Origin of the sequence: Tsukamurella sp. 8F, from assembly GCF_029167375.1 — a bacterium.
In the GTDB taxonomy this organism is placed as follows: domain Bacteria; phylum Actinomycetota; class Actinomycetes; order Mycobacteriales; family Mycobacteriaceae; genus Tsukamurella.
This window is the reverse complement of the sequence record NZ_JARFTP010000011.1, coordinates 40,923-65,276: the sequence shown is the minus strand read 5'-3', so window position 1 is coordinate 65,276 and position 24,354 is coordinate 40,923. Positions and strand designations below refer to the sequence as shown.

Here is a 24,354-nt window from a genome sequence, read left to right as displayed (position 1 = left end):
GGGCTATGACCGACACCGGCTCGTTTCCGAGGCCCGGGAAGACGGACCGCGCCTTCGCGCGGAACCGGCCCGAGCCGCGGGAGGTGCTGCCCGAGTCACTGCTGAACCGTATTCGGCAGTACTCGGGCAGGGTCTCCACCGATGCGGTCCACTCGATGGCGGAGCAACTGCCGTACTTCGAGACACTGGAGGCGAGCCAGCGCGCGTCGATCCAGCTGGTCGTGCAGACCGCGGTCGTCAACTTCGTCGAGTGGATTCAGGACCCTGAGGGCAGCGTCGGCTTCACCGTGGAGGCGTTCCAGTCCGTCCCGCAGGACCTGGCGCGACGGGTGTCGCTGTTGCAGACCGTCGAGATGGTCCGTGTGGCCATGGAGTTCTTCGAGAAATGGCTGCCGCTACTCGCTCGCAACGAGGAGCAGCTGGTCGCGCTGACCGAGGCCGTCCTGCGCTACGGGCGGGAGATCGGGTTCGCGGCGGCCTCTATATACGCGTCGGCGGCCGAGGCTCGCGGCGCGTGGGACTCTCGGATGGAGGCCCTCGTCGTCGACGCGGTGGTGCGCGGTGACACCGGCGCGAACCTGCTGTCCCGAGCGGCCGCCCTGAACTGGGACCCCCAGGCGCGGGCCACCGTCATCGTCGGGAATCCCCCGCCGGACCAGAACGTGTCGGTCGCCGGGTCGATCCACGACACGGCCCGCTCGCATCAGCGGGCGGCTCTGGCGGTCGTGCAGGGGACGAAGCTGGTGGTCATCGTGTCCGGCCCCGTGTCCACGCACGACGTCTTCGCCGAGGCCCTCATGGGGCATTTCTCCGACGGCCCCGTCGTCATCGGGCACACCACCCCCACCCTCGAGGACGCGCACGCCTCGGCGGTCGAGGCGATCGCCGGCGTCAATGCGGTCGCGGGGTGGCCGGGGGCGCCGCGGCCCGTGCACAGCTGGGAGCTCCTGCCCGAGCGCGCGCTCATCGGGGACCGGCACGCGAGCCGCACCCTGTACGAGTTCCTCGTGAAGCCACTGCAGGACGCGGGCTCGGCCCTGTCCGACACCCTCGACGCCTATCTCGACTCCGGCGGCGCGGTCGAGTCCTGCGCCCGGGAGCTGTACGTCCACCCGAACACCGTTCGGTACCGCCTTAAGAAGATCGCAGAGATCACTGGGAGAGACCCTCAGAACCCTCGCGACGCCTTCGTCCTACGGGTCGCGGCGACGATCGGGCGACTGTCGGACGCGAACCCGGAGCGCTTCACTCAGATAACACCTCCACCCTCAGTCACAAATTCGCTGACAGACGTCGATGTTCTGTAAGCAGATTGCAGTACGGTAAAGGCACGGACACGAACCGGGGCGGTTTTGTGGGAACCCCACAAAATGCCGTTGCAAGGTTCTCAGCCTGCGACACCACCGCCATCCGCCGGAAGCGTGTTTCCTTGTAGTCGTGATTGCATTGCTTGCTCCCGGACAGGGATCCCAGAAGCCCGGCATGCTGACCGCGTGGCTGGATCAGCCGGCGGCCGCCGAGCGTCTGCGCGCCTGGTCGGACATCGCGGACCTCGACCTCGTGCGTCTCGGCACGACCGCCGAGGCCGACGAGATCACCGACACGGCCGTCACCCAGCCCCTGGTCGTCGCTGCTGCGCTGCTCGCCTTCGAGGCGATGGGCGACACCGCGTCGCATCCCTCGGACACCGTGGTCGCGGGCCACTCCGTCGGCGAGCTGGCCGCAGCCGCCGTCGCGGGAGTCATCTCCGCCGATGACGCCGTGCGCCTCGCCGCGATCCGCGGCCGCGCCATGGCCGAGGCCTGCCGCCTGGTCCCGACCTCGATGACCGCCGTCCTCGGCGGCGACGAGGCCGATGTGCTCGCCACGCTCGAGTCCTTCGATCTGGTTCCCGCGAACCGCAACGCCAAGGGCCAGATCGTCGCCGCCGGCGCCGTCGAGAACCTCGCGAAGCTCGCCGACAACGCGCCCGAGAAGGCGCGCCTGCGCCCGCTCGCCGTGGCCGGTGCGTTCCACACCGAGTTCATGGACCCCGCTCGGGAGGCCGTCGCGGCAGCAGCCGCGTCGATCACCCCGCGCGACCCGCAACTCACGCTGCTGTCGAACCGCGACGGTCTGCCCGTCTCGACGGGCGAGGCCGCACTGAAGCAGATCGTCGACCAGGTCACCCGGCCTGTCCGCTGGGACCTGTGCACCGATACGATGCGCGAGTCCGGCGTGTCGATGATCGTCGAGCTGCCGCCGGCCGGCACCCTCGTGGGCATCGCGAAGCGCGAGCTCAAGGGCGTCCCGCAGACCGCGATCAAGCAGCCCGGTGACATCGCCGAGCTCATGGCCGTCCCGGCCAACTAGACCAGAACCGCTCGACCCGGCCGATACACCGTCGGCCGGGACACGCAAGACTCCCGGGCCTCAAGCGAGTCGCGGGCAAACCAATGAGAAGGGAACCACAGCAGTGGCAACCAGCCAGGAAGAGATCGTCGCCGCCATCGCCGAGATCATCGAAGAGGTCACCGGTATCGAGCCCTCCGAGGTGACCCCCGACAAGGCGTTCATCGACGACCTCGACATCGACTCGCTCTCCATGGTCGAGATCGCTGTGCAGCTCGAGGACAAGTACGGCGTCAAGGTGCCGGACGAGGACCTCGCGGGCCTGAAGACCGTCGGCGACGCCGTCGCTTACATCCAGAAGCTCGAGGCGGAGAACTCCGAGGTCGCCGCCGAGCTCAAGGCCAAGTACGAGGCCGAGAAGGGCAAGTAGACCATGGTGGCAGACCTGAGGAACTTCTCGACGCTCGGCGGGCAATTCCCCAGCGTCGTCGTTACCGCGGTCGAACTCACCACGTCGATCGGTGTCGACACCGACTCCACCTGGGAGGCCCTGCTCGCCGGCAAGAGCGGCATCCGGCCGCTCGAAGGTGAGTTCATCGGCGTCGACATCCCCGATCTGCCGGTCCGCTTCGGCGGACAGCTGCTGGAGGATCCTTCGAGCGAGGTTCCCGAACGCCCCGACCGTCAGTACGCGGGGGACATCGCCAAGCAGCACGTATCCAAGCGCCGTATGTCCTACGTCGAGCAGGTCTCGCACGTGATGACGAAGCGGATCTGGGACAAGGCCGGTCGGCCCGACGTGGACGCGACCCGCCTCGCGGCGGTCGTCGGCACCGGACTCGGCGGTGGCGAGACGATGGTCCAGGCCGTCGACGCGTTGCGCGACCACGGGGTCCGTAAGGTGTCGCCGTTCGCGGTCCAGATGTCCATGCCGAACGGCCCGGCCGCCGTCGCAGCCCTGGAGATCGGTGCCCGCGGCGGAGCCATCGCTCCCGTCTCCGCGTGCTCGACCGGCAACGAGGCGATCGCCCACGCGTGGCGGCAGATCGTGCTCGGCGACGCCGATATCGCGGTGTGCGGCGGCATCGAGGGCCGGATCGACAGCCCGGTCATCGCACCGTTCGCCATGATGCGAGCGCTGTCGACGCGCAACGACGATCCCCAGGCCGCCTCGCGTCCGTTCGACAAGGACCGAGACGGTTTCGTCTTCGGCGAGGCCGAGGCCCTGATGATCATCGAGACCGAGGAGCACGCCCTGGCACGCGGCGCCAAGCCGCTGGCCCGGCTGCTGGGCGCCGGCATCACGTCGGACGCGTTCCATATGGTCCAGACCGACGTCGAGGGTCGGGGAGCGGCGCGCGCGATGAATCGTGCCGTTCAGCTCGCCGGGCTCACCGCCAAGGACATCGACCTCATCAACGCCCACGCCACCGCGACGCCGATCGGCGACGTCGCCGAGGCCAAGGCCATCAATGCGGTGGTCGGGACCGACGCAGCGATCTACGCGCCCAAGGGCGCGCTGGGTCACTCGATCGGTGCCGTGGGTGCGCTCGAGGCCGCGCTGACAGTGCTGGCCGTCCGCGACGGCGTCATCCCGCCGACTCTGAACCTGGAGAACCAGGATCCGGAGATCGACCTCGACGTCGTGCACGGGGAACCGCGCAAGGCCGACATCCAGTACGCGCTGAACAACTCGTTCGGCTTCGGCGGCCACAACGTGGCCCTCGCGTTCGGTCGCTACTGACCGTCGGTTCGAAGCCCTCGAAGAGACCGCCCTCGGAGAACACTCCGGGGGCGGTTTCATTTATCCGCATCAACTCGCGAGTCGAGTAGCCGTCTACTCGTGCCGTCTCTCCCCCGCACCCGCAGACTCGTCCGTGACGAAACCGACGGGAAGGGGCTCCGTAGTGAAGCTCGACTGGACGTCCTTCGTCGCGAGCGCGATCGCCACGGCCGCGGTGGTACCTCTCGCGACGGTCATCGTCAGCAACACGGCGGCCGCACGGGACGACGAGCCCCAGAGCGCTACACCGACGTTCGCTATCACGACCTCGAGCAGCCGCACGGGGACGCGCGGCACCGCCCATGCCGTAGCAACCCACCGCATGTCCACGGACGACGAGCCCGCCTCGCGCACTGATGCTGCGGGACGCACCGTCTGGGGCCCCTGACGTGCGCGGGTCGCCCCTAGCCCGCGGCCCGCGCACTTCCCCCGCTAGGCGGATACGGCGAAGGGGCCGTCCCGGGTGTATCCGGGACGGCCCCTTCGCCGTACGTCCTCGCCGCGCCGCGGTCGGTGTCAGCCCACCGCCTGCGACAGCCAGGTCACCTCGGCGCCCTGGCCACCGCGCCGGAAGGGTTCCAGCGCCTCGTCCCAGGCGGTGCCGAGTACCGAGTCGAGGGCCGACTGCAGCCCCTCGCCGCCGTACTCCTGCATGAGCGCCCGCAGCTGCGTCTCGCCGATCACGGTGTCTCCGGACGCCGACATCGAGCCCCGCCACAGCCCCAGACCGGGGGCGTAACAGAACCGCTCACCGTCGACCCCCTCAGAGGGGTCCTCGGTGACCTCGAACCGCAGCGAGGTCCACTCGCGCAGTGTGTTCGCCATGCGTGCGCCGGAACCGACCGGACCAACCCAATCGACTACGGCACGCTGCATGCCGGTGACGGCCTCTTGCGCCGTCCACTTCAGGTTCGCTCGGGCGTCAAGGGTCGTCGACAGTGCCCACTCAACGTGCGGGCACAGTGCAGAAGGTGACGCGTGGATCCAGACGACTCCCGTCGTCACCTCTGCGAACTGACTCAGCTGTTGCATGAGTTGCCACCTTCTCTGTTTCGACGAGGACGTCTTCCCCAAGCGCCTCTTCGAAACCAGCGATGACCTGCAACGGCCTTATCACATCTATGTAGTTATGAAGCCATTGTGCACCATGGTGCGCGTGTTGCGCTAGTTGTGCGTCGCCGTGTCCCCAATCGGTTCGAGATCGGCCCGGGTCAGCGGCCTTGGATGAGGCCGCCGTTGAAGTCGCTCCACAGCGGCTTGGCCCATGCTCCGAACGGCCTATCGGTCAACACGACGGCGCTCATGGACAGCCCCGGATCCATCCACAGGAACGTTCCCGCCTGCCCGAAGTGCCCGACGGTGCCGGGCGAGTTGGCGACCGCCGTCCAGTGCGGCCGCTTGCTCCCCTTGACCTCGAAACCGAGCCCCCATGTGTTGTCTCTGAACTTTCCGTAGCCCGGGACGAACCCGGGGATACCCGGGAACTCGACCTCGCAAGCCCCGTCGACGGTGGATGAGGCGAGCAGGCGCGGCGCAGCCACCTCGCGCGCGAAGGCGACCAGGTCGCGCACCGTGGAGCGCGCACCGTGCCCGGCCGGCCCGGCGAGCTCGGTGCCCCGCATGGCCAGCGGTTCGAAGACGGCCTCGCGCAGGTAGTCCGGGAACGGGATCGACGTCTCGGCGGCGACGAGCTCCGCAAGCAGCTCATAGCCCCGGGAGCTGTAGATACGCTGCGAACCGGGAGGCGCCTCCACGTGGTCGCTGTCGAAGGCCAGCCCGGACGCGTGTGCCAGCAGATGGCGGACGGTAGCCCCCGGCGGCCCGGCATGCTGATCGAGCGCGATCGCCTCCTCCTCGACGGCCACGAGCACGCCGTACGCCACGAGAAGCTTTGTCACGGAGGCGAGCTCGTAGACGCGGTCGACGTCTCCGACCGTCTCGACGGTGTCGGCCGCGAGATCGAGCAGTGCGCCCGCGGCGTTGTCGACGGGCCACTCCGTCAGGTCCTGAAGAGCCATCATCCCTCCGTTCCGATGCGCATCGAAGCCTACCGACGGTGCCCGACAGCTTTCACATCACTGCCTTGCAGAAGACTTCGTTCCCCTCAGTTCATTGATGTTCGCCTAGACACGTACCGGCACAACGGATTTCCGATCATGCAAACACATTGATTCTTCAACAGAACGCACGGGATCGGCATACGCTCAGAGTTTCAAGCGGCGCTTCTGCGCCGCAGGGACCTCCATCGCTTAAGGAGCAGGTCATGAGTGGTACCCACAAGCGCGCCTCCATGCAGATCACTCGCCGACGGGCAGCCACAGCGGCGGGTGCCATCGCCGCAACCGCCGCCATCGGGGTCGCGACGCCCGGTACCGCGCAAGCCGCGGGACCCGACTACACGCAGGTGATCACAGACCTGCACACCGCGCTGGACAACTCGATGCAGGCGTCGAACAACGTCAGCACTGCCTTCAACAGCTTCTGGAATCCCGTCGCGAGCCAGACCGGCGGCGTACTGCCCACCTTCGGTTCGGGGTACACGGAGGCCGACCTGCTGGATATCCAGAGTCTCGGCACCACCCTGAACCAGATCGCGAACATCCTTGATGTACCGAGCGGAATAAGCACCGTCCCTGGAATTCCCGCGAATGCTGTGACCGACACGCTGGGTGGCTTGACCGGGAACCTCGACACCGTGAGTGATGCGTTGGGCGGTGTCGCAGACGTCTTGAACGTGCTGTCGCCTGTAAGCGATGCGATCGGCGATCTGAACGCCGTCATCGACAACGTCGACACACTGACGGGTGGTCTGGTCTCCCTGCCTGCACTCCCCGGCCTGGCGGACCTGCTCGGCGACCTCGGCATCGTCGCAACCAACAGCCAGCTGACCCAGTCGGTGGACTGGGGCCTGCTGGGCATCAGCGGTAAGTCCCTGATCGACAACCTGTTCATCCAGGTTCAGAGCATCAGCGCGAGCGGGCTCGTCGGTGCGTTGGGCGACACTCTGACCGACGAACTCAACAACATCGACATCGCGGGGGTCCCAGTCACAGGTATCGGCGGAATCATCAGTGGTGCGCTCGGCGACGTCTCCGACGTGGTCGGCGACAGCGGTCTCGATTTCTCGACGCCGACGCTCACTGCCTGGGCCCCGACGGCTACCGGTCATTACACACTTCCGCTGGGTGGCACCCTGGGTTGGCTCGCCACGATGCCCGTCCTCGACGTCGGCCCGATCACGACGCCGATCCCCGGCGTCGCACTCTCCACGTCCGACACCGTCGTCGCACTGCCGGTGTGGGCCTACGGGATCACCGCACCGGCAAACCTGTTCACGTACGGGACCATTGGCACCAGCGGCCTCGTCCTGCCGACCGCCACGGGCGTCTCCACCGTCGGCGGGACATCGATCACGAATTTCGGCCTCCCGCTCGCGGGCTTCAATCTCCTGACGGCGACCACCGGTCAGACGTCGTACTACGGCACCAACGGCTTCCAGTCCAATAGCGGCGCATCGGTCGCGACGATCACTGCGGGAGGTCTGACGATCCCGGTCGAGTACTCGATGGGCTCGATCAACGCGGGCACTACCGGTTTCGGGTTCACGTTGCCGTCGCTGTTCGGCGTCGGGCTCATCCCGTCTATCCAGATCGGCACCGCTCCCGGGCAGACATCCGACGACGGTCTCGTGCAGGCATCGATCATCAACTCCCTCGTCAGTGTCGGGACCGTCACCTCCTCCCCCGCGACAAATCTCGCGCAGATCCTCGGTCTGGACGGCGGTTTCGGCACCGCCGAGCAGGCCCTCGGGAGCGTCTACACACCCGTCGCGTCGGCGGTCGGCGGGCCGATCACCAACTACCTCGACGACAACGTCGGCACCTGGGTCGACACCGCGGCCGGCACGGCGGCGTCGGCGAGCGGCACTGTCGCGGATCAGACCGCGAATCTCCCGACGGCCTCGCAGTCGGCCGCGGCGGCCGTCGCCCCGGCGGGTGCCCACACGTCCGCGAAGGCGATCACGCCTACCGCCACAGGCTCAGGCGCCGATGAGTCCGGCAGTTCGATCTCCTCCGTCAACGGACAGGCGAGCGCCGCCGGCGATTCCGGCGGCCAGGGCACGAGTAGCAGCGGCAGCGGAACCAGCGATGGAGCCACCGGCAACACAGGTGGCGGTAGGGCGACGTCGCCCGCGAAGTCCGCCGGAGAAGCGGTGCAGAACGCGACCAAGGAGGTCGGTTCGGCGGTGAAGGGCGCCGTCGACGGTGTGTCCTCGGCTGTGGGCTCGGCATCGCACGCGACCGGCGATGCCGCGGGCGCGGCGGGTGCGAGCGGTTCGTCGAACGCGGAAGGTTCGGCGGGCTCGGCGAATTCACATGCCGCAGAGGCAGGATCAAGCGCAGGCGCAGGCGGCACCATCCACTAGCACCGCGGCGGTGTCAGACCCGCGGCGCGGTGCGGCGGGTCCACTTCCGCCCGTTCCACCACCGGACTGCCGCGTCGTTATCGGGGTCCGGGTACCAGCCCGCCGGTGCGATGGGTGGCGGCGCCGAGGTCGGAGCCGACAGGGTCGTGCCCTTCAGCCTCGCGCCCGCGACTCGGGCCGCCTTCGCCGTCGGCGCGACTGCCGCAGCGATGCGACCACCCTCGTCGTCGCCGGAGCGCCGGCGCTGAGCACCCGACCGGATCGTGGGCGCGACCGTGACCCGCACGAGCCCCACCTGCTTGGAGGTCCGCAACCGCTTCATAGTTTCAGTCTGCGACGGGGCCGACAGTCGCGGGCAGTGATCGGCGAATCCGCGTCAGGCACGGCCGCGGTGCCGCGCTTTCGCCTTGGCACGGGCGAGCTCTCGCCGACGGGCACCGTCGGCCTCCCGTCGGATCTTGGACTCGCGCTTCCGCGCGGTGGCACCGGACTCGATCGCGAGCCGCATCGCCTCCTGCGCCGCGGTGCTGACGGGAGGCCGGCCCGTCTCCTTTGCCACCTGCCTCGCCAGCCGCTTGGGATTCGGTCTGCGTGGACGCTCGGCGCCACCCGCATCTACGGGTGGGGAACAGTGCGCGACGGCAGACAGGCGACCGTACTCATGCAGGGCGAATTCGTACAGTTCGGGAGCGGTCGGCTCGGAACCGAAGACGTGGCGGGCGGTTCGTAACTCGCCGTCGTGGGTCACCTCGAGCAGCCCCACCCAGAACTGGCCGTCGAAGTACACAGTGAACGTGTCGGAATCCATCTCTACCTCCAGGTATGCGTGAGCAACCCGGCAGCATCTGGACTCTTCGACGGCGAAGTGACGAGCGCGCCCGAGCCTGGATCCGCGAATGGATCATCGGGTCACGCCATCCGGACTTCCTCCGGACCGTGCAGTTCGTGCAACCAGTGAACTCTCCGAACGTAAGCCCGCACGCACAGTCGGGACAACCTCTTTCGACGAACGCGCCGCCGCGCAGCCCGTACCCCCGCCCCGTACGTGGCCCGATGGTGCGGCCAGCGGACGTGGTCATGTACTCTCACCTGCGGTGATCATCGTTGCCCGGCAACCGGGGACGGTGATTCGGGGCAGTAGCTCAGTCGGTTAGAGCCGCGGACTCATAATCCGCTGGTCGCGGGTTCGAGCCCCGCCTGCCCCACAGACTTGCGTGGTCGGAAGCTGATCTCCAATGTGCCGGACGACTTCCGCACCCGCACGTCGAAGCCGCACGGCGGGAGTAGGTTCCATACATGTCTTGGCGGGGACGCGCGTGGTTGGGATCGGGTGTGCTCGTGTACGCCGGTCGCGTCGGCGTGACCACTGAACACGTACATGCAGCCCACCAGCTCGCCTTCACCGTGGGCGAGGTGTCGACGCTTCGCGCCGAGGTCGGAGGGGCATCTGTCGGGCCCGCCTGCCATCTCGTCGTACCCGGCGGCGTGCGTCACAAACTTCTTCCTACCGATTCGGCAACCGCAGCGGTGAGCATCTACGTGGATGTGGACACGACGATAGGCATCGAGATCCGCGAACGCGTGCGCGCTCATCCTCCACTCCGTTGGTGGGATGCATGCCGGGACATCACCGCATCGTGGCCGCTGGGCACGCACTCGGATGCGGCAGTGCTCGAGTTGGTCAAGCATCTGCAGGAATGGCAACGCAGTTCGACCGACCTGCACCTCTACGTCCGTCAGGCACTCGATGCCGTCTCACGCGACTTGGGCGGCAAGGTCACCCTCGGGCATGTATCCGATCAGATAGGCGTTTCCAGCTCGCACTTGAGCCGACTGTGGCGCGCTGACCTCGGACTGTCCTTCACTAGCTGGGTGCGTTGGGAACGCCTACGTGAAGCTGGCCGGGCCGTCCGAGACGGCGCAACGATCACCGATGCAGCGCACCGTGCCGGGTTCGCGGACGGCGCACACGCCTCCCGAGTCTGTCGTCAGATGTTCGGCCTGTCGCCATTGGAGCTGACCGCCGGCATCACTGTGATCTGATCGATCCGTTCAAGCCCTCGAGGCGTGTCGCCACGAACGATCGAAGCATGATCAAGACAACGCTCAGATATTCCTACGCACCTCTGATGCTCCTCGGTATCAACGGTCTGGCGATCTGGCTGGCCTCCGCTGGTGTTCACAAGATCGCCTTGCTCGGGGTCGTACTGGTAGCCGTCGCAATCTCCTTCGCGGTCGAGCGGGCCATCCCGTATCGGCCGGAGTGGAACCACTCCCACGAGGACTCGCTACGTGACGCGATACATGTCTTCGTGAACGAGTCACTGATTCTCCTCAGCGTGGCGGCCATTCCCGTCCTCGCGGCGCTGCGCGGCCGGCACACGTGGTGGCCGGCGGATCAGCCGTTCTGGGTGCAGGTACTGATTTCGGTCCTGGCCGCGGACATGGGTATCACCCTGGTACACATGGCCAGCCATCGTTTCGCGTGGATGTGGCGACTGCATGCGGTCCACCACAGCGTGACCCGTTGTTACGGGCTCAACGGCCTGATGAAACACCCCGTGCACCAGACCCTCGAGATGCTCGGCGGAGTCGCGCCTCTGATCGTCGTGGGCATACCCGTCCCTGTCGCGTCCGCGCTCGCGGTCTGTGTCGCGGTGCAATTACTGATGCAGCACTCGAACGCCGACTATCGAGTGGGCCTGCTCGGACGCGTCCTCGCACTCAACGCGGGGCATCGCTTCCACCACATCAAGTTCGCTGGGGCAGGGGATGTGAACTTCGGCCTGTTCACCCTGATCTGGGACCACCTCGCGGGAACCTACGACTTCGACCCCGACCGCAGATTCACCACCGGCGACTTGGGAATGGCTGCGAAGCCCGACTACCCCACCGGGTATATCGCGCAGATGAAGACTCCCTTCACCGCGCGCGGCGCGTGCGGCCCTATCCAACAGCTGCCCCGGCGGCGGCTCGGTGAGCGATCAGTACGACGCGAACGCCCCGGTCCCACCGTCGGGTGAGCCACGCAGGCTCAGCGTTCGGCTTCTGTGCGGACCCTGGAGAGCCAATCGGCGATCAATGCCTCGGTGACGGCGGGGTTTTCGAGATGGACGTTGTGTCCCGCGGAGTCGAGCACGACGAAGGTCGCCCGGGGATAGTGCTCGACCGTGGACCACGTGTCCCGGTAGCCGACGGTCGCGTCCTGGCGCCCGGTGACGAACAGCGTGGGAATAGCAAGGGGTTCAGCGTCTTCCGGCTCCGAACCGAGGGCGTACCGCGATCGGATCCTCTCCACCGCGTGCTCGTCGGCGGCCTCCAGGCCGGGCCACACGTGCTCGACGAACGCCCGGGCTCCGTCGGGTGACTGCACCACCGCCATCTCGACGTAGTCTTGTGCGGCGCCGTTCTCAGCAGCGATCGCTACGGCGTCGTCGTCGCGGCGCAGCACCGTGTGATCCGGCAGCGTGCGCCGAGCGTGGTCGGCCACGACGGCACCCGCGATCGTCGCCAACCCGAGAACCTGATCCCGCAGACGCTCAGCGACGGCGCGGGCGACCATTCCGCCGAAAGAATTGCCCACCAGGGCGAACGGCGCTGCCCCCAGTCGGGCGTCGATCTCGACGACGACCGCGTCGACGATGTCGTCGGTACTCGCGACGTCGTCGACGGGAGTCCTGCCCATCCCTGGAAGGTCGAGGTAGAGGCGACGCCAGCCACCCGCCCGCTCGAATACGCCGTCGAGCGGCAGCAGTATTCGGTGATCGACGGGGAAGCCGTGCAGGAACACGACCGGCGTCCCGGTCCCTCGCTCTACGACATACACGTTCACCGACGATATGCCCCTCGCCGGCGCCCGGCCAGTCGACGAACAGCGGCCTCGGTCAGACGAGATCGAGGCGCTTCGCCATGTCAGAGACGAAGACGCCTGCGGGGTCGACCGACCGACGGACCGCGATCCACTCGTCCACGCGCGGATACATGAGTCGGAACGAGTGTGCCGACAAGCACGAGTCCTTCGCCGTGTACAACCGACCGCCCATGTCGAGTACGCGGCGGTCGAGGTCGGCGATGAGGCGGTCCAGGCCACGGCGGATCGCGAAGTCGAAGGTCGCGGTCATCCCTGGCATCGGGAAGGACAGCGGCGCCCGATTGCCCTCACCGAACATCTTGAGCACGTTGACGAAGCTGGCGTGCGGCGACGCCGCCACCGCCTCGAGCAGAGGCGCGAAATCGTCGAGTTGCGAAGGCGGGACCACGAACTGGTACTGCAGGAAGCCTCTGCGACCGTAGAAGCGATTCCACTCCCCCATGAAGTCCAGGGGATGGAGGAAGTCGGTGATGTTGAGGACCTTGCCGGTGAAATCCGAGCCGGTCCGCGCGTAACCGGCGCTCATCAGCCCGAAGGTCAGGCGGTTACCGAGGCCACTCGGGAAGATGTCCGGCACGGTGAACAACCTGGGCGCGTCGAATGCGAGCGGACTCCGGCGCAACTTCGCGGGCAGCTCGTCGAGGGTTGCGAGCCTCCCGCGGGTGAAGTAGCCGCGGCCGAGCCCACGGCCGCGCGACACCGCGTCGAACCATCCGGCACTGTAATCGGCGGCCTCGCCCCAGCCGTCGCGATGCAGGGAGACCGTCTCGTCGACATCGCCCGTCACCACCCCGTCCGCGAGGAAGTACGCGGTCTCGGTCCGCTGCAGGCGAAGTCGCGCGCGAAGCACTATGCCCGTGAGTCCGAGTCCGGCCACGGTAGCCCAGTAGAGTTCCCCACCGGGATCGTCGGGCGTCCCACCGGGAGCCAGCGTGCGCACGCTGCCGTCCGCCAGCAGGAGATCGAGGTCGACGACCTGGTCGCCGAAGCTACCCGTGCTGTGGTGACTCTTACCGTGGATGTCATGCGCTATCGCCCCGCCGACGGTCACCTGCCGCGTACCGGGCAGCACCGGCAGCCACAGCCCCAAAGGCAGCGCGGCCCGCATCAGCGCGTCGAGGCTCACGCCCGCGTCGACGTCCGCGACCAGCTCATCGCCATCGATGCGGTGGATCCGGTTCAACGGCGTCATGTCCACTGTGAGGCCCGCACGGTTCTGCCCGGACTCGTTGTAGGAGCGCCCGAGGCCACGCGCGATCACTCCCCCGCCGCGGCCGTCTGCGGCGTCGTCGGCCGCTCGCGACACCGCACGTGCGATCACCTCGACGTCCGGGGTCGAGAGCACTTCGCCGCGTACTCGATTCGTGCGCGACCATCCGCTCAACACACGCGTGTCTGTAGCCACATCATCGACAGCCATGGCGGCGACGGTACGTAGCAAGGCTGAGAATTCCCGTCACAGGAATCTCGTAATCGGCGGTACTCTTCGACCATGAAGACCGGGACCGCCTGCGGGCACTCATGGAGGGAACGCCCGGCGGCCGCGTGACCCGCGGCCCCCCGCGTCGATGAGCCGACGTCACATCTCATCGACCGAAAGGACCTTCATGCCGGCACGTTTCAATCACACGATCATCGCCGCGACAGACCGCGAGGAGTCGGCGCGCTTCTACATCGATCTGCTCGAAGCGAGCCCCGCACCCTCGTGGGGCGTATTCACCAACATCACCCTCGCCGACGGCGTGCTCCTCCAGTTCGCCGAGCCGCCGACGGACATACAGATGCAGCACTACGCGTTCCTGGTGGATGACGGCCTCTTCGACCGCGCCCACGCGCTCGTTACCGAACGTGGTCTCGACTACGCCGCGGACCCGTTCTGGCAGCGACCGGGAACGATCAACAACGAGCACGGCGGACGCGGGTTCTACCTGTACGACCCAGCCGGCCACGGGATCGAACTGCTCACCAGCCCCTACCTCTAGGCGTGCGCCCGCGTGCTTCTAGGTGTGCGCCTCCGCGGGCCGGCGGGTAGGCCGCGCCGCGCTGTAGTGCCCAGGCACCCGACAGTGCACGTGAGGTGTCTGCCAGATGCGATTGCCGTCCTCCTCGATGTAGGGGCGGCGCATGATCAGCAGCTGGCCGCACACCGGGCAGGGATCCGTGGTCTGCGTCTCTACGTACATACCCTGACCGTACGCCGAATTCCGACACGTTGTGATCCCCGTCACCTAATCGCGATGCGATGTGTGTAGCGTGAATCACGTCAACGCGGGAACCCGATGAAACGGACAGCCGCATAGGCGAGCGGAGGCGACATGCTGGACCACTACGACGTCCACGGCAAGAATTTCACCTTCGGGATCAGGCCCACCGAACAGCGGGAACCGCAACGGCGCCTGCGCGCGTTCGGGATGGCGCTACTCAACGCGGCAGCGGACCTCGACGCAATGGTGTGCGGTGCGCGTTACGCGGCTGAGGCCTCGGACGCCGAGCACGCACGCGACGCCTGCGGCTGAGGCGTCTGCAATGATCGGGGCGTGACGGACGAGATCGAGCCGACCGCCCCCGATGGGGTCACGGCCCCGCCAGGCGCGGGCCAGTCCCCCGGACCGGTGCGGTCCGCAATCACCGGAGGCCTGCGCGGCATCCGGGCCCTCAACCACAGCCAGTCCGCAGTCGGGTTCGTGCGCTCCGCGCGAGAGCACCTGCCCGGCGGCCCCAAGAAGGACCTGTTCCGTCCCGAGTCGGAGTCGACTGCTCGCCTCAACGCGCTCCTCGACCGCATCGCCGGGGACGAGGCGACGGTGACCCGGGAGCTCGGCGACATCGCCACCTCGACCTGGCAGGCCCTACTGTCTCGGCGCGACCGGGACTACCTGCCGCCGCAGCCGGTAACGATCCTGTTCACCGACCTGGTGAGCTTCTCGTCATGGGCACTGCACCGTAGCGACGACGAGATCGTGCAACTGTTGGGAGCGGTGAACCGTACGACGCGCGATGTCATCGGCCGACACGGCGGCGTCGTGGTGAAGACGATGGGAGACGGGGCGATGGCCGCCTTCGACGGCGACACCGCCATCGAGGCGACGTTCGAGACCATCGAGGCGGTCGGGCAGATCGCCGTAGCGGAGGGCTACCAACCGATTCTGCGCGCAGGGCTCCACACCGGCACCCCGCGACGCGTGAAGGGCGATCTGATCGGCGTCGACGTCAACATCGCAGCGCGTGTGGCCGAGACCGCGAACGGCGGCCAGGTACTTGCGTCCGAGACGGTGTTCAACATCGCCGATCGCGAGCGCTACCAGCTACGGCCGCGCCGGTTCAAGGCGAAAGGCGCGCCGCGCCACCTGCACGTCTACCAGGTGAAGCCTCGGTATTAGTCGATCTGGATGCCGCGTATGACCGTCGCAGTGGCCCGCTGGAACGAGGGATCGCTTGCGTCGGTGGTCTGCAGCGTCACTACGACGGCGTAAGCATCCGCGCCGCGCGGCACCGCCACGACCAGAGCCTTCGCGGGACGCGCGGGGTCGCTACCGCGCGCCGCCGCGGTGTAGGAGACCACCGCGCTGGGAAAGCCGCACGTGGTGCCGCGACTGATGGAAGGCTCGGCCGTCGCGATCGGGCGGACCGCCGCCACCTCGTCGGAGATCACCGTGCGAAGGGCGTTCGACTTGCCCGCGCGCCCGACGGTCACGACGGCGTTCGGCGCAAACGTGCCGCGCTGAGCGGGCTTCGCGACGGCGAGCCGCACATCCTTCGAGTCGAGGTTGCGGACGCGGTGCCAGCCCTTGGGCACAGGGAGCTTGACCTCGGGTTCGGCGGGATTCAGCCTGTTGGCGGTCTCCACGGTCGGCGCCGGCGCGCACGGTGCGGCGGCAGCCTGCGGCAACACAGTGGGCCCGGCGATCGTTGCGCTCGCGGTCGCTGCGACGGTGACCGCAGCGACGAGCGAGGCGAGCATGGCGGGGTTTGCCGGGTAGCGGCAGGCTGCTGCTAGGTGCATGGACGCAAGCGTAATTTGCAGATAGCAAAGATTCAATATTTGCAATTCGCGATGCGAGTCACAATCCGACAACGGATCCGCTGCGGTCGGTCAGGTCGTACGCCAGCGCGCGATCCTCTCGTGGTGTTCGGGCGCCTGATGCGCGAGCGGCTGCATCGACGCCGCGAGAGCGAGGACCGAGTCCAGCGGCGCGAGACGGGACTCCGCGAGCAGTCGCTTGGCCATGCGCAACGTGTGCCCCGGGTTCTTCGCGATCCGGTCTGCGAGGCCGTGCGCCTCGGCGAGCAGATCCTCGTGTGGAACCACGCGGCCGACCATCCCCCATTCATGCGCGGTCCGTGCGTCGACGCGGTCACCCGTGAAAGTCATCTCGGCCGCCCGCTCGTACCCGACGGCGCGTGGTAGGAACCAGGTGCCACCATCACCGGGAATGAGGCCGATCTGCACGAAACTCTCTGCGAAGTAGGCCTTCTCGGACGCCACCCGCATGTCGCACATCATTGCCAGGTCGCACCCCGCTCCGATCGCGGCCCCGTTCACCGCGGCGATCGCCGGCACCTCGAGCCGCAGCATGGCACGCGGAATCCGCTGGATCCCAGCGGAGTACGCGTGCCGCTGGTCTACACCTTCGAGGCCGAACATCCCTGCACGGTCCGCCATCTCGCGCACGTTCCCGCCCGAGGAGAAGATCTTTCCTACACCCGTGAGGATCACCGCGCAGATCATCGGGTCCGCATTGGCGGCCTCGACCGCGCGTTCGAACGCCTCGATCACGTCGAGACCGGTGATCGCGTTCCCCACCTCGGGCAGGTTCAGTGTCCACGTCTGGACGGCGCCGTCGGTGCTGATATCGAGCGGGCCGCTGAGGTCGGGCGAGGCGTCCATTGCTCGGACACTACAGGCGCGCGATCACCGCGAATGCGCGATTCTCCGCCTCGACCCCCGTGTCACCTATGAATGCCGCGAGCCTATCCCGGACCGCCACACGCGATTCGGGCGGGAGCGTCAGGTGCACTGAGTAGGTCGACGCCATGTCCACCCACTCGGCCGCGGTGTAGCGGAGCGGCACGACCTCCTCTCGCACCTCGTACGCGAAACCCTCGCGTCGGAGCAGATCGAACACCTCACGCGCGGCTGACGCCCTTCCCGGAGTGGGCGCCCTCCGCGGGCGGTCGGAGTGGGCGTTGGCCGCATCGTCGAGGGCCGTCTGCGACGGTGCCGTAGGCACGATCCGGTTCCACACCAGTGCCAGCCGACCACGCGGAGCGAGGAGCCCGTGCACCTTCCGGATCGCGCCCCGCGGCTCGAGAGCCGTCGAGCAATCGCACCGGGTAGGTGGGGCGTGTCCGATCGTATTCCGTTGCCGCAGAGCCGAACGACTCCGCGGGGTCGCGATCGGTCCAGGGTCCGGATTCTCCGACATATGTCCAGGGTGCCAGGTCGGGCCCGAGCGGAGTTCTGCCTCGGCAGGCCTGTGAGCTGTTGCCGGGCAAGGGCGCTCACGCCACAGGCGACCGGTCCGAACGGGCGCGCCCCGACAGGACCAGGACACACTGGAAGAGGCTCTCGCCCGACGCGCTGCCATCGTCGTCGTGGACGATGCCTCGAAGGACCCGCTCGGCGACGGCGCGGTCGGGGCGGTACTCGAATCCGAGCGTGTGCGCGACGTCCCAGGTGTGCACGACCGTGTCGCGCAGCAGCCGCTCGTAGCGTGCCTCCGCGTCCGGCCCGGCGGCGTCGAAGATGCGGACGACCCGGCGCACCGCGTCGCGATACGCGCCGTCGAGCCCGAGCCAGGCGCACGAGGCGAACGGTGCGCCGCGTGCCGCCCGGAGAGCTCTAGCACGCTCATCTTCTGTCGACTCTTCTTCTCCCACAACCGCTTCGAGCACACCATCGACCGCGGTGAGGTACAGCTCGGCCAGGGTGCCGCCGGTACCGGCGACCGGGCGACCCAGGTCGCCCGGAGTGGCCTCGGAGAGGTAGGCGGCGAGGTCCTCGGCAAGTAGGTGCAGAGTGGATGCGTCCATGTTCGCGACCTCCGGGGAGACGATTCGGTGTAATCGTCTACCACGGTAGATGATCTAGGAGGGGTTGTCCATGTCCGACGACGGTCCGGCCGGCGAAAGGGACCTCGCCGCACTGCTCGCCGACGTGTTCCCGAGTCTGATCGGGATGGAGGAGCCGATCCTCGCGGACGCCGGTCTGTCGATGTGGGAGTACGCGATCATGACGGTGCTCGACCAGGACGACGCCGTCTCGCAGGTCGAGCTCTCACGCCGCTCACACCGAGATCCCACCCGCCTGGGTCGTCACCTCGACGACCTCGGCGCCCGCGGGCTCGTCACGCGCACACGCGCGCAGGACGGGCGGCAGCGCACCGTCGGACTCACCGACGAGGGCAGAGTCCTGCACCGCGACACCAAACGCCGGATCCGGGCGGCCGAGGACGAATACCTGGGCGACAGGCTCTCCGCGGCCGACGGTGCCTTGCTCCGCGATCTGCTTCGGCGCCTGGCGGAGAGCTAGGCGTCCATCGACGGCTGTGCCCTGCGCCATGTCACCGCGTCGCGAGACAGGCGCTCGCGGGCCGTGCCGGGAACCGCAGGACGACCTGCACGCGCGGCGACGCCGAACGCCGTCATGGACGTCACCTCCCACTCGCGCGGCACCTCGAACTCCCGCGTGATCGCGTCCCGGTCGAAAGCGCGGAACTGGTGCGCGCCCAACCCCATCCACAACCCCTGGACCGTCATATGCGCCACCGCCTGGCCGAGGTCGTAGTGGGAGAACTCCGAGTACTCCCAGTCGGTGCCCTCCACCCGCAGTCGCGCTATGTTCACCACGATCAGCGACGCATCCGCGGCCCACCCGGCGGAGCTACCCGCAAGATGGCGAACGATCCGGCGATGAACGGCGTCCCCGCGCCTGCCGACCACGAACATCCAAGGCTGCGAATTGCCCGCCGACGGCGCGAACCGCGCGGCGTCCAGCAACACGTCCACCTGGGCGTCCGTCAGCTCGTGTCCCGGTTCGAAAGCGGTGGGACTGAATCGCCGCAGCAGGGCCGCGTGCACCGCGGGGGCGCCCGGCACGTCACAGGTGGTCACTCGACCATTGTGTCGCAACGGGATCCGCCGTGGCAGACGCCCCTACTCTCCGACCCTGCCATCGACGGCTTCGCGGAGCAGGTCGGCGTGACCGTTGTGCCGCGCGTACTCCTCGATCATGTGCAGGAGGACATACCGCACGGAGTAGCGCTCGCCGCCGTACTCGACGGTGTGGTCGAGTTCGGGAAGGCGCGTGAGAACGTCGCGGGAGGCGTCGCATGCGGCGCCCCACCGACCGAACGCCTCGACCACGTCAGCAGACTCCACCCGGAAGTCCTCATCTACGTCCCCCTCCCACACGGCGCGGGCATCCGCACCGTCGAGGGCGACGACGAACCAACTCGACTCCACGGCGGCCATGTGACGAACCAGCCCCAGGAGTGTCAACCCGGAGGTCGGCACGGCACGCTGCTTCAGCTGATCCTCGGCGAGCCCTCCGCACTTCATGGCGAGTGTCGCGCGCTGGTAGTCGAGGAATGCGAGCAGTGACGCACGCTCACCTGCGTCCTGTGGCGGATGGATCCGCGAGTCCTCGGCCATGTGCGCCATACTCGCAGACCGCCAGTCGAAACAGGCGAACGTATGCCGCGTGGATACGGCGGTCGGGTTGCGCGGAACTCAATCCAGGTCGGTGCGGGGTGAGTACACCGTGGTGTCCGCGTCGATCTCGCGGAGGGTCCGCATCTTGTCATCGGGGCTGAGCGACTCGGAGAGCTTACGTCGGCTGACCTCGATGGCCTTCTTCGTGGCCGGGCTGGTCGCGATCGCGCGCGCAGTGCGGTTGATCTGCTCGTAGCGACGGCGTCCGGCCTTGGTTCCCAGGACGTAACCGGCGCCTGCGGCCAGAACGAGACGAATCATGGCGCCGATCCTACCCGGACCGCACCGTGCCACTACGAGCGTGGTTTTCGACGATCCCGTGGACTTGTAACGAATTCCGGGGGTCCGCGATAACACCTCCGAACCACGTCCCCTTGGAAGATTAGGAACGTCCATGAACACCAAGAAGTTCGGCGCCGCGGCGCTGGCGACCGTGGCCATCGCCGCAACCGTCGCCGGCTGTGGCAAGTCGTCGACCGACGAGAAGCCTGTCTCCTTCTCGCCTGTGGTCGGCGACAACTTCACAGGCAACGTCAGCGCACCGCAGACCGGCGGTGTCCCGGTGCCGCCTTCGGGTGTCACGATGATCGGCGACGCAGTCGCCGCGCAGGCGGTCGCCAACAACGGCCTCCAGCAGGGCACGATCACCTCCACCTCGAACAACACGACCGTCTACTACCCGGCCGGTCCGAGCGTTCCGGGTCTCGCGATCCCCGCGGCCCAGAGGCAGGCTCCCCCGGCGCCGATGCAGCGCCCCGGGAACCAGCGCCCGTGGGGCTACACCGACGACGTCGTGAGCGTCTACCGCCAGATCTGCACCACCGGCACGTGGCGCACCTACCATGCGCCCGTCGAGATCCAGGCACAGAGCTGCTGGACCGTCTACGGCCGCCAGCTCGGCGTCAGGCCCTGGTACCCCGGCGACCGCGACCGCCCCTGGGAGCACGCCAACTACCCACGCCCCTGGTGGGACCGCGGCTGGCACCCCGACACCCCCGTCATGTGGGTCTACCCGCCCGACTGGCACCGCCCCAAGCCCCAGCCCATCATCAACGTCTCCATCACCATCAACATAAACGGCAACCCACAGGCCAAGCCCGACCCCCGCGACCGCGTGCCCTACTACCCGATCTGGGGCGTCACCCCGGGCGCCGCAGTCGAGGTCAAGGGCCAGGCATACGTCGCCCCGCCGCTACTGCCCTACTTCACGGTGTCGGCCTCGGCCGGCGTCTACACCCCGCCGGTCTTCCCGGGCGTGGTCCTGCCGCCGATGAACCCGCATGCTCGTGACGGTGGCTCGACCGCCCTGCCGGGCCAGCAGGTGGTCGGCAACGTGAACACCAACGCGAATATCACCACGCCGATCTTCGTGACCGGGCTGGGTTCGGGCGCCAAGCTGGGCACCAGCGCCAACCCGACAGCAGTCGAGATGGCCGGCGGCGCGAACGCGTCCGGTGTCGCAGGCCTGCCCGGCGTCAACGCCGGCAGTGGCCTATCCGCGAGCGCCACCGCCGGTCGCGGCGGTGTGGGAGGCGGCGCCGGTGCATCCGGCGGCGCGAAGGCTCCGGGTGCAGGCGCCGAGGCCGGCGCCGGTGCGTCGGCGGGTGCCGGCCACGGCGGTGTCGGTGGCGGCGCAGGCGGCGCGGGCGAAGCGACTGTGCCGGGCGGCTCCGCCGGTGGCGGTGCAGGCGGCGGCGCGACCGCGACGCAACCGACTCGCGAGCGTCCGACCGCGCCCCAGGCCCCGGAGACGACGCAGGCCCCCAAGACCACCCAGGCGCCTGAGACCACTCAGGCCCCGGTGACCACGACCACCAAGGCCTCCGGTGGCGCGGTCGGTGGCGGTGCCGAGGCGAACGGCGGCGCTCAGGCCGGTTCGGGCGGCGCCGGCGGCCACGTCAGCGGCTCGGGCGGCGGCAAGGTCTGCCTACCGACTCAGCCGAACTGCCACCAGTAGCGTAGCCGCGTAGATCCCCTCGGGGAGGCCCGTTCGGCTCCGGTCCGCCAGGTCCTGAAATGACCTCTGACCAGCCGATTGGTCTCCCCGAGAGGGGATACGCTAGAGTCTTCTCTCGGTTGATCCCCCATAGCTCAATTGGCAGAGCATTCGACTGTTAATCGAAGGGTTGCTGGTTCGAGTCCAGCTGGGGGAGCCACGGAAACCGCCTGGCGACAGGCGGTTTCGCTGTTTCCAACCCTGTTCCGCCTAGAACTCCGCCTCCCCGTTGGCCTGCTCGTTGAGGCTGCGGTAGTACGCCTCCAGGGCTACCAGATCGCCGAAGAGCCGGTTGTAGTCCTGGTCCGAGTTGGGCGACATCCGTCGCAGCTTGGATTTCAGGTCCGCGATCTGGACCCCCACCCAAGCGGCCTGCACACGCGCGAGGGTGCCCTGCACGAACCGGGGCATGGCATCCTCGCCCACCGGGAGTGCCTCGACCGCGAGCTCCGACACGAGGCGCTCGAGTACACCGCCATCGACGTGCCTCCCCACGGTGTCCACCCATTCCGCGCCGCCGAGACCCGCGGCCGTGCCGCCCGCGTTCTCGATAGCGATGCGGACGGCGACGTAGGCCGGGTGCGTGAAGCAATCGGTCGTGAGCGCGTCGAACACCGGCCCGGCCATGGCCGGGACCTGCAACGCGGACTTGAGCGCCTCGCGCTGCGCCCACAAGGCCGGATCGTGCGGGTCCGGCCGCGGGGGGCCCGACGGTGCCTGATTCCCCGCCGACGCGAGCCCACCCACGCCCGACGGTGGCGCGCCGGGCACCTCGGTGGGCCCCCAGGCGCCCGCCGAGCCCCGGTCGTCGCGACGCTGGGAGATCGGCCGCCCGCCGACGTCGCGCCCCGGGCCACGCGAGTCGACCCGCGCCGACGGCGCGCCACCCGACCGCCTGTTCCGGGCCGCCTCCTCACGGACGCGCCGCAGTACCTGCGGCACCTCCTCCCAGCCGACCCACCCGGCCAACTGGCGGGCGTACTCGTCCCTCAGCGCGACATCCTTGATCCTGGCGACCACGGGCACCGTCCGACGCAGGGCATGCACGCGCCCCTCGGCGGTGTCCAGGTCGAACTCGCCCAGCAGTGCCTTGACCGCGAACTCGAACATGGGGATCCGGCGGGCGATCAGGTCCCGTACCGCGCCCTCGCCGCGCTGCTGTCGCAACTCGCATGGATCCATGCCGTCGGGGGCCACGGCGACGAACGTCTGCCCCGCGACCTTCTGCTCACCGTCGAACGCCTTCAGGGCGGCGGCCTTACCGGCCTCGTCGCCGTCGAAGGTATAGATGATCTCGCCGCGGAAGTAGCTGTCGTCCATCATGAGTCGGCGCACCAGAGCTAGATGGTCGTCACCGAAGGCCGTACCGCACGACGCGACCGCCGTCTCGACACCTGACGCGTGCATCGCCATGACATCGGTATAGCCCTCCACGACCACCACCTGGTGCCCGCGCGCGATGTGCTTCTTCGCCTGGTCGACGCCGAACAAGACCTGAGACTTCTTGTACAGCATGGTCTCCGGCGTGTTCATGTACTTGCCGAGGTTGTCGTCGTCGTACAGCTTGCGCGCGCCGAACCCGATCACCTCGCCGGCCAGGTTGCGGATGGGCCACAACAGCCGGCGGTGGAAGCGGTCGATCGGCCCGCGCTGTCCCATCCGGGACAGGCCTGCGGCCTCCAACTCCTTGAATTCGAAACCTTGGCGCAGCAGGGCTTTCGTCATCGTGTCCCAGCCCGACGGCGCGTACCCGCACCCGTACAGCTGGGCGGCCGCCGCGTCGAAGTCCCTGTCCGCGAGGTACTTCCGCGCCGCCTCCGCGTCCGGGGACTGGAGCTGTTCAGCGTAGAAGCGCTGCGCGGCCGCGTTCGCGGCGACCAGCCGCATGCGGGTGCCGCGATCGACGTGCGGACCGGGGGCACCGCCCTCGAAGTTGATGGTGTAGCCCACCCGGTCGGCCAGCTGCTGCACGGCCTCCACGAACGGGATGTGCTCGTACTTCTGCAGGAACGAGATGACGTCGCCACCCTCGCCACACCCGAAGCAGTGGAAGTAGCCGTGGCTCGGCCGGACATGGAACGACGGCGTGTTCTCACTGTGGAACGGGCAGAGCCCCTTCATCGATCCCGGGCCCGCGGGGCGCAGTGTGACGTAGTCGCCGACGATCTCCTCGATGCGCGCGCGGTCGCGGATCTCCGCGATGTCACGCTCCGGGATTCTGCCGACCACGGGTT

The 24,354-nt window shown here is 68.2% G+C and carries 28 protein-coding genes and 2 tRNA genes; 14 read left to right on the top strand and 16 right to left on the bottom strand.

The annotated features are described in order from the left end of the window. Positions 1-5 precede the first annotated feature (5 nt). From P0W64_RS10810 to P0W64_RS10795, 4 genes are all read left to right on the top strand, one after another. Positions 6-1,307 carry a helix-turn-helix domain-containing protein gene (locus P0W64_RS10810; RefSeq protein ID WP_275480104.1) on the top strand — a complete coding sequence of 434 codons (1,302 nt, stop codon included), beginning with the start codon at positions 6-8 and terminating at the stop codon, positions 1,305-1,307. 130 nt (positions 1,308-1,437) lie between these two features. Further along, positions 1,438-2,352: an ACP S-malonyltransferase gene (locus P0W64_RS10805; protein ID WP_275480103.1), complete on the top strand. Its 915-nt coding sequence runs from the start codon at positions 1,438-1,440 to the stop codon at positions 2,350-2,352. A 103-nt stretch (positions 2,353-2,455) separates the two neighbouring features. Then, positions 2,456-2,761 (top strand): meromycolate extension acyl carrier protein AcpM, encoded by a 306-nt coding sequence (gene acpM, locus P0W64_RS10800; RefSeq protein ID WP_275480102.1) that lies wholly within the window; start codon positions 2,456-2,458, stop codon positions 2,759-2,761. 3 nt (positions 2,762-2,764) lie between these two features. Further along, a complete protein-coding gene (locus P0W64_RS10795; protein WP_275480101.1) occupies positions 2,765-4,075 on the top strand; it encodes a KasA/KasB family beta-ketoacyl-ACP synthase in 1,311 nt (436 codons plus the stop codon). A 93-nt stretch (positions 4,076-4,168) separates the two neighbouring features. On the opposite strand, the gene P0W64_RS10790 is transcribed toward P0W64_RS10795, so the two are convergent. The 3 genes from P0W64_RS10790 to P0W64_RS10780 form a co-directional block, all read right to left on the bottom strand. Next, complete coding sequence (locus tag P0W64_RS10790) at positions 4,169-4,486, bottom strand: hypothetical protein (protein WP_275480100.1); 318 nt, start codon at positions 4,484-4,486, stop codon at positions 4,169-4,171. A 144-nt stretch (positions 4,487-4,630) separates the two neighbouring features. Beyond that, positions 4,631-5,146: a DUF3145 domain-containing protein gene (locus tag P0W64_RS10785; RefSeq protein ID WP_275480099.1), complete on the bottom strand. Its 516-nt coding sequence runs from the start codon at positions 5,144-5,146 to the stop codon at positions 4,631-4,633. Positions 5,147-5,325: 179 nt separating this feature from the next. Continuing rightward, positions 5,326-6,135: a serine hydrolase domain-containing protein gene (locus P0W64_RS10780; RefSeq protein WP_275480098.1), complete on the bottom strand. Its 810-nt coding sequence runs from the start codon at positions 6,133-6,135 to the stop codon at positions 5,326-5,328. Positions 6,136-6,377: 242 nt separating this feature from the next. On the opposite strand from P0W64_RS10780, the gene P0W64_RS10775 reads away from it, so the two are divergent. Beyond that, entirely contained in the window at positions 6,378-8,540 is a 2,163-nt protein-coding gene (locus P0W64_RS10775) for a hypothetical protein (RefSeq protein ID WP_275480097.1), read from the top strand. Between the two features lie 13 nt (positions 8,541-8,553). Here P0W64_RS10775 and P0W64_RS10770 read toward each other — a convergent pair whose 3' ends face one another. Both P0W64_RS10770 and P0W64_RS10765 read right to left on the bottom strand, forming a co-directional pair. Further along, positions 8,554-8,862: a DUF2510 domain-containing protein gene (locus P0W64_RS10770; protein WP_275480096.1), complete on the bottom strand. Its 309-nt coding sequence runs from the start codon at positions 8,860-8,862 to the stop codon at positions 8,554-8,556. A 54-nt stretch (positions 8,863-8,916) separates the two neighbouring features. Next, a complete protein-coding gene (locus P0W64_RS10765; protein ID WP_275480095.1) occupies positions 8,917-9,348 on the bottom strand; it encodes a YjdF family protein in 432 nt (143 codons plus the stop codon). 323 nt (positions 9,349-9,671) lie between these two features. Between P0W64_RS10765 and P0W64_RS10760 the strand changes: the two genes are divergently transcribed. The 3 genes from P0W64_RS10760 (at position 9,672) to P0W64_RS10750 (ending at position 11,563) form a co-directional block, all read left to right on the top strand. Then, positions 9,672-9,745: transfer RNA gene (locus P0W64_RS10760), tRNA-Ile, on the top strand. A gap of 91 nt (positions 9,746-9,836) precedes the next feature. Then, positions 9,837-10,583 (top strand): helix-turn-helix transcriptional regulator, encoded by a 747-nt coding sequence (locus P0W64_RS10755; protein ID WP_275480094.1) that lies wholly within the window; start codon positions 9,837-9,839, stop codon positions 10,581-10,583. A 47-nt stretch (positions 10,584-10,630) separates the two neighbouring features. Then, complete coding sequence (locus tag P0W64_RS10750; RefSeq protein ID WP_275480093.1) at positions 10,631-11,563, top strand: sterol desaturase family protein; 933 nt, start codon at positions 10,631-10,633, stop codon at positions 11,561-11,563. An 11-nt stretch (positions 11,564-11,574) separates the two neighbouring features. On the opposite strand, the gene P0W64_RS10745 is transcribed toward P0W64_RS10750, so the two are convergent. Continuing rightward, entirely contained in the window at positions 11,575-12,366 is a 792-nt protein-coding gene (locus P0W64_RS10745) for an alpha/beta hydrolase (protein WP_275480092.1), read from the bottom strand. Between the two features lie 58 nt (positions 12,367-12,424). After that, on the bottom strand, positions 12,425-13,831 hold the full coding sequence (locus P0W64_RS10740) for an FAD-binding oxidoreductase (protein WP_275480091.1): 1,407 nt from the start codon (positions 13,829-13,831) through the stop codon (positions 12,425-12,427). A gap of 187 nt (positions 13,832-14,018) precedes the next feature. Between P0W64_RS10740 and P0W64_RS10735 the strand changes: the two genes are divergently transcribed. Then, positions 14,019-14,393, top strand: a complete 375-nt coding sequence (locus P0W64_RS10735) for a VOC family protein (RefSeq protein ID WP_275480090.1) — start codon at positions 14,019-14,021, stop codon at positions 14,391-14,393. Positions 14,394-14,411: 18 nt separating this feature from the next. Here the strand turns inward: P0W64_RS10735 and P0W64_RS10730 are convergent, their stop codons facing one another. Then, positions 14,412-14,594: a hypothetical protein gene (locus P0W64_RS10730; RefSeq protein WP_275480089.1), complete on the bottom strand. Its 183-nt coding sequence runs from the start codon at positions 14,592-14,594 to the stop codon at positions 14,412-14,414. A 132-nt stretch (positions 14,595-14,726) separates the two neighbouring features. On the opposite strand from P0W64_RS10730, the gene P0W64_RS10725 reads away from it, so the two are divergent. Next, positions 14,727-14,927: a hypothetical protein gene (locus tag P0W64_RS10725; RefSeq protein ID WP_275480088.1), complete on the top strand. Its 201-nt coding sequence runs from the start codon at positions 14,727-14,729 to the stop codon at positions 14,925-14,927. A 21-nt stretch (positions 14,928-14,948) separates the two neighbouring features. Then, positions 14,949-15,791, top strand: coding sequence for an adenylate/guanylate cyclase domain-containing protein (locus P0W64_RS10720; RefSeq protein WP_275480087.1), 843 nt, complete (start codon positions 14,949-14,951; stop codon positions 15,789-15,791). Here P0W64_RS10720 and P0W64_RS10715 read toward each other — a convergent pair. The 4 genes from P0W64_RS10715 to P0W64_RS10700 form a co-directional block, all read right to left on the bottom strand. Next, complete coding sequence (locus tag P0W64_RS10715; protein ID WP_275480086.1) at positions 15,788-16,414, bottom strand: LpqN/LpqT family lipoprotein; 627 nt, start codon at positions 16,412-16,414, stop codon at positions 15,788-15,790. The two genes, P0W64_RS10720 and P0W64_RS10715, sit on opposite strands and share 4 nt — an antisense overlap. A gap of 90 nt (positions 16,415-16,504) precedes the next feature. Continuing rightward, positions 16,505-17,299, bottom strand: a complete 795-nt coding sequence (locus P0W64_RS10710) for a crotonase/enoyl-CoA hydratase family protein (protein WP_275480085.1) — start codon at positions 17,297-17,299, stop codon at positions 16,505-16,507. Between the two features lie 10 nt (positions 17,300-17,309). Further along, positions 17,310-17,696 (bottom strand): hypothetical protein, encoded by a 387-nt coding sequence (locus P0W64_RS10705; protein ID WP_275480084.1) that lies wholly within the window; start codon positions 17,694-17,696, stop codon positions 17,310-17,312. A 217-nt stretch (positions 17,697-17,913) separates the two neighbouring features. Beyond that, a complete protein-coding gene (locus P0W64_RS10700) occupies positions 17,914-18,444 on the bottom strand; it encodes a hypothetical protein (RefSeq protein WP_275480083.1) in 531 nt (176 codons plus the stop codon). A 70-nt stretch (positions 18,445-18,514) separates the two neighbouring features. Here P0W64_RS10700 and P0W64_RS10695 point away from each other — a divergent pair, with 70 nt between their 5' ends. Beyond that, on the top strand, positions 18,515-18,943 hold the full coding sequence (locus P0W64_RS10695; protein ID WP_275480082.1) for a MarR family transcriptional regulator: 429 nt from the start codon (positions 18,515-18,517) through the stop codon (positions 18,941-18,943). On the opposite strand, the gene P0W64_RS10690 is transcribed toward P0W64_RS10695, so the two are convergent. From P0W64_RS10690 to P0W64_RS10680, 3 genes are all read right to left on the bottom strand, one after another. Further along, a complete protein-coding gene (locus P0W64_RS10690; RefSeq protein WP_275480081.1) occupies positions 18,940-19,524 on the bottom strand; it encodes a nitroreductase family protein in 585 nt (194 codons plus the stop codon). The genes P0W64_RS10695 and P0W64_RS10690 overlap by 4 nt on opposite strands. Positions 19,525-19,566: 42 nt before the next feature. Next, positions 19,567-20,064 (bottom strand): DinB family protein, encoded by a 498-nt coding sequence (locus P0W64_RS10685; RefSeq protein ID WP_275480080.1) that lies wholly within the window; start codon positions 20,062-20,064, stop codon positions 19,567-19,569. A gap of 78 nt (positions 20,065-20,142) precedes the next feature. After that, positions 20,143-20,385, bottom strand: a complete 243-nt coding sequence (locus tag P0W64_RS10680) for a hypothetical protein (protein WP_275480079.1) — start codon at positions 20,383-20,385, stop codon at positions 20,143-20,145. Positions 20,386-20,518: 133 nt separating this feature from the next. Here P0W64_RS10680 and P0W64_RS10675 point away from each other — a divergent pair, with 133 nt between their 5' ends. After that, positions 20,519-22,081, top strand: coding sequence for a hypothetical protein (locus tag P0W64_RS10675; RefSeq protein WP_275480078.1), 1,563 nt, complete (start codon positions 20,519-20,521; stop codon positions 22,079-22,081). 123 nt (positions 22,082-22,204) lie between these two features. Further along, positions 22,205-22,280: transfer RNA gene (locus P0W64_RS10670), tRNA-Asn, on the top strand. 50 nt (positions 22,281-22,330) lie between these two features. Here the strand turns inward: P0W64_RS10670 and dnaG are convergent. Further along, entirely contained in the window at positions 22,331-24,349 is a 2,019-nt protein-coding gene (gene dnaG / locus P0W64_RS10665) for a DNA primase (RefSeq protein ID WP_275480077.1), read from the bottom strand. Positions 24,350-24,354: the final 5 nt, after the last annotated feature.

What these genes read in the sequence shown, in the direction of transcription:
- P0W64_RS10810 (WP_275480104.1), top strand. Translation starts at nt 6, where the DNA reads ATGACCGACACCGGCTCGTTTCCGAGGCCCGGGAAGACGGACCGCGCC.
- P0W64_RS10795 (WP_275480101.1), top strand. Translation starts at nt 2,765, where the DNA reads ATGGTGGCAGACCTGAGGAACTTCTCGACGCTCGGCGGGCAATTCCCC.
- P0W64_RS10785 (WP_275480099.1), bottom strand. Translation starts at nt 5,146, where the DNA reads ATGCAACAGCTGAGTCAGTTCGCAGAGGTGACGACGGGAGTCGTCTGG.
- P0W64_RS10780 (WP_275480098.1), bottom strand. Translation starts at nt 6,135, where the DNA reads ATGATGGCTCTTCAGGACCTGACGGAGTGGCCCGTCGACAACGCCGCG.
- P0W64_RS10775 (WP_275480097.1), top strand. Translation starts at nt 6,378, where the DNA reads ATGAGTGGTACCCACAAGCGCGCCTCCATGCAGATCACTCGCCGACGG.
- P0W64_RS10770 (WP_275480096.1), bottom strand. Translation starts at nt 8,862, where the DNA reads ATGAAGCGGTTGCGGACCTCCAAGCAGGTGGGGCTCGTGCGGGTCACG.
- P0W64_RS10765 (WP_275480095.1), bottom strand. Translation starts at nt 9,348, where the DNA reads ATGGATTCCGACACGTTCACTGTGTACTTCGACGGCCAGTTCTGGGTG.
- P0W64_RS10755 (WP_275480094.1), top strand. Translation starts at nt 9,837, where the DNA reads ATGTCTTGGCGGGGACGCGCGTGGTTGGGATCGGGTGTGCTCGTGTAC.
- P0W64_RS10750 (WP_275480093.1), top strand. Translation starts at nt 10,631, where the DNA reads ATGATCAAGACAACGCTCAGATATTCCTACGCACCTCTGATGCTCCTC.
- P0W64_RS10740 (WP_275480091.1), bottom strand. Translation starts at nt 13,831, where the DNA reads ATGGCTGTCGATGATGTGGCTACAGACACGCGTGTGTTGAGCGGATGG.
- P0W64_RS10735 (WP_275480090.1), top strand. Translation starts at nt 14,019, where the DNA reads ATGCCGGCACGTTTCAATCACACGATCATCGCCGCGACAGACCGCGAG.
- P0W64_RS10730 (WP_275480089.1), bottom strand. Translation starts at nt 14,594, where the DNA reads ATGTACGTAGAGACGCAGACCACGGATCCCTGCCCGGTGTGCGGCCAG.
- P0W64_RS10725 (WP_275480088.1), top strand. Translation starts at nt 14,727, where the DNA reads ATGCTGGACCACTACGACGTCCACGGCAAGAATTTCACCTTCGGGATC.
- P0W64_RS10715 (WP_275480086.1), bottom strand. Translation starts at nt 16,414, where the DNA reads ATGCACCTAGCAGCAGCCTGCCGCTACCCGGCAAACCCCGCCATGCTC.
- P0W64_RS10710 (WP_275480085.1), bottom strand. Translation starts at nt 17,299, where the DNA reads ATGGACGCCTCGCCCGACCTCAGCGGCCCGCTCGATATCAGCACCGAC.
- P0W64_RS10700 (WP_275480083.1), bottom strand. Translation starts at nt 18,444, where the DNA reads ATGGACGCATCCACTCTGCACCTACTTGCCGAGGACCTCGCCGCCTAC.
- P0W64_RS10695 (WP_275480082.1), top strand. Translation starts at nt 18,515, where the DNA reads ATGTCCGACGACGGTCCGGCCGGCGAAAGGGACCTCGCCGCACTGCTC.
- P0W64_RS10685 (WP_275480080.1), bottom strand. Translation starts at nt 20,064, where the DNA reads ATGGCCGAGGACTCGCGGATCCATCCGCCACAGGACGCAGGTGAGCGT.
- P0W64_RS10680 (WP_275480079.1), bottom strand. Translation starts at nt 20,385, where the DNA reads ATGATTCGTCTCGTTCTGGCCGCAGGCGCCGGTTACGTCCTGGGAACC.
- P0W64_RS10675 (WP_275480078.1), top strand. Translation starts at nt 20,519, where the DNA reads ATGAACACCAAGAAGTTCGGCGCCGCGGCGCTGGCGACCGTGGCCATC.